Raw genomic sequence first — 2,267 nt, 5'->3', positions numbered from 1 at the left:
TTTAAATATACGATTTTATTATCCATATTGTTTCCCCCTTCCAACAAAATTTTACCATAACAGACAGGAAGGGACAAAGAAATAAAATTAATTATAACTTATAACTATGAAAGAGGAGGCATAAAGATGAATGATTTACAAATTTTCAGTAACAAAGAATTTGGCGAGATTAGAATAATTGAAATTAATGGTAAACCTTATGCAGTTGGAGTAGATGTAGCTAGAGCGTTAGGATATAAAAATCCTAGTAAGGCTGTAATTCAACATTGTAGAGGTATTACCAAAGCGGGAATACCTTCAAAAGGTGGAATTCAAGAGACTAATGTTATTCCAGAAGGCGATATTTATAGATTAATTATTAAGTCAGAGCTACCAAGTGCAGAAAGATTTGAAAAATGGGTGTTTGATGAAGTATTACCTTCAATCAGAAAGCACGGAGCATATATGACAGATGAAGTATTAGAAAAAGCATTAACTAGTCCAGATTTTCTTATACAGCTTGCTACAAAGCTAAAAGAAGAAAGACAGAAAAGAATTGAAGCAGAAAAGAAAGTTAAAGAACTTACTCCTGCAGCTGAATTTGGTAATGCAATAGGTAATTGTAAAGATGCAATTTTGATTAGAGATTATTGCAAAATACTAGCTAATGCTGGAATAAATATAGGTCAAGATAGAATGTTCAGTTGGTTACATGCTAACGGTTATATTTATAGAGATAAAGGAAGCAATCAGTGGATGGCTTATAAAAGATACGTTGATATGGGGTTATTCAAAGTAAAAGAGACTAGAATTAGTACAAATAATCATGGAGACATAATAAAATGCACTATTAAGATTACTGGCAAAGGGCAAAGATATTTTTACGAAAAATTAAAGAATCAAAAAACTGCATAAAGGGGGCTTTAAAGTGAATTTATTAATCGAATCATTAAAACAAGTTTTAGCAGTGTTCAATCAACAATGTGATGATATGGACTATTTTGTAAATAAAAACAAGTTAGTAGAAGTAAGTGATTTAGGAGTAAGAGATGTTTGTGATTTAGAAGATTTATCGGTGATTACAGTCACAGACAATAGATTAATTTTAAAGTTTGAAGGTGAAAGTTTAGATTTACATCTAACTCCGCATGGAGTAGAAGCATAGAAGGAGGTAAGGTTATGAATGATATAAGCATTTGGGTAGCAGTGCAATTCTATAAAAGTCAGGGCATTATTACTATAGTACATGACGGAAAGATAGTAGGCTACATGAGTGAGAAAGCCCATCTAGTGGCAGCTAGATAGGCATATGAAGAAAAAACACTATCTAACCTGTATTATACCCTAAAAGCAAGGTGTAATGCAAGAGCGGAGGGTTATTATGAACTATTACGAAAAAGGTATAAAACTACTTGGAAGATTAGAAGGACGTAAAGAATCAAACGAGTTTTTGATAGCTTTAGATAAAAAATATAAAAAGAAATTTGAAAAGCTAGGATATATTGAAGAAGTTAAAAAGTTAGATAAAAGCATAGAAGAAAAAATAATCGAGAACAGACTTATCAAGAAAATACTTAAGGAGGTTATGTAAATGAATATGTTAGACATTAAATTAAGTAATGAGTTTTTAGAAATAGATGAACAGGCAAAAGAAAGTTGGAAGGTCAAGAATGACCTTGATGCAGACTGGTGTCTAGACAAAATTAAAGAGGCTAAAGCTGAATTTGAAAGATTTCGTATGGTAGCACAAGCTAAAATAGAGCAGATACAAGCAAGACTACAAGCTGAAGAAGAGAGAATGAATAGAGAAGTAGCTTTCTTTGAATCAAAGTTGAGAGAGTATTTTGAATCTCTAGAAAAAGTTAAAGAAACTAAAACACAGAAGTCTTACAAATTACCAAGCGGCACTCTAAAGCTGAAAAAATCAAAACCTAAGTTTATAAGAGATGACGAAAAACTAGTTAAATGGCTAGAAGCAAACAAATTAGATAATCTGATTAAAATTAAAAAATCACCTGATTGGGCTAATCTTAAAAAGAATGTAGAAGTAGTAGGCGATAAGGTTGTAAGTAAAGAAACTGGAGAAATTGTTGAAGGTGTAAGAGTTGAAGAAGTAGCTCCAGAATTTATTGTGGAGGTGTAATAAGTGGACAGTACAAGAGAATTACAACCAGTAAATAATGCATTGAGCATAATTGATAATGTTGATATACAACAAGTAGCGGGTACAATGCAGAAAATTGCTAGATTTCAAGCTGTTATTCAGAAAACGCTAAAAAAGAATCATG

The 2,267-nt window shown here is 31.6% G+C and carries 5 protein-coding genes; all 5 read left to right on the top strand.

The genetic code is table 11. The annotated features are described in order from the left end of the window. Positions 1-126: 126 nt before the first annotated feature. The 5 genes from AB4Y15_RS13875 (at position 127) to AB4Y15_RS13855 (ending at position 2,122) form a co-directional block, all read left to right on the top strand. On the top strand, positions 127-894 hold the full coding sequence (locus AB4Y15_RS13875; RefSeq protein WP_427340939.1) for a phage antirepressor: 768 nt from the start codon (positions 127-129) through the stop codon (positions 892-894). Positions 895-907: 13 nt separating this feature from the next. Beyond that, on the top strand, positions 908-1,144 hold the full coding sequence (locus AB4Y15_RS13870; RefSeq protein WP_427340938.1) for a hypothetical protein: 237 nt from the start codon (positions 908-910) through the stop codon (positions 1,142-1,144). A gap of 14 nt (positions 1,145-1,158) precedes the next feature. After that, a complete protein-coding gene (locus AB4Y15_RS13865; RefSeq protein WP_427340937.1) occupies positions 1,159-1,284 on the top strand; it encodes a hypothetical protein in 126 nt (41 codons plus the stop codon). Between the two features lie 76 nt (positions 1,285-1,360). Continuing rightward, positions 1,361-1,570 carry a hypothetical protein gene (locus tag AB4Y15_RS13860; protein ID WP_427340936.1) on the top strand — a complete coding sequence of 70 codons (210 nt, stop codon included), beginning with the start codon at positions 1,361-1,363 and terminating at the stop codon, positions 1,568-1,570. After that, on the top strand, positions 1,571-2,122 hold the full coding sequence (locus AB4Y15_RS13855; RefSeq protein ID WP_427340935.1) for a host-nuclease inhibitor Gam family protein: 552 nt from the start codon (positions 1,571-1,573) through the stop codon (positions 2,120-2,122). Positions 2,123-2,267: the final 145 nt, after the last annotated feature.

This window comes from Caloranaerobacter longqiensis (assembly GCF_050286925.1).
In the GTDB taxonomy this organism is placed as follows: domain Bacteria; phylum Bacillota; class Clostridia; order Tissierellales; family Thermohalobacteraceae; genus Caloranaerobacter.
The sequence above is the reverse complement of the archived record's forward strand: the minus strand, read 5'-3'. Positions and strand labels throughout refer to the sequence as shown.

Excerpts from the sequence above, each read along its gene's own strand:
- AB4Y15_RS13855 (WP_427340935.1), top strand. The coding sequence starts at position 1,571 with ATGAATATGTTAGACATTAAATTAAGTAATGAGTTTTTAGAAATAGAT.
- AB4Y15_RS13875 (WP_427340939.1), top strand. The coding sequence starts at position 127 with ATGAATGATTTACAAATTTTCAGTAACAAAGAATTTGGCGAGATTAGA.
- AB4Y15_RS13860 (WP_427340936.1), top strand. The coding sequence starts at position 1,361 with ATGAACTATTACGAAAAAGGTATAAAACTACTTGGAAGATTAGAAGGA.
- AB4Y15_RS13865 (WP_427340937.1), top strand. The coding sequence starts at position 1,159 with ATGAATGATATAAGCATTTGGGTAGCAGTGCAATTCTATAAAAGTCAG.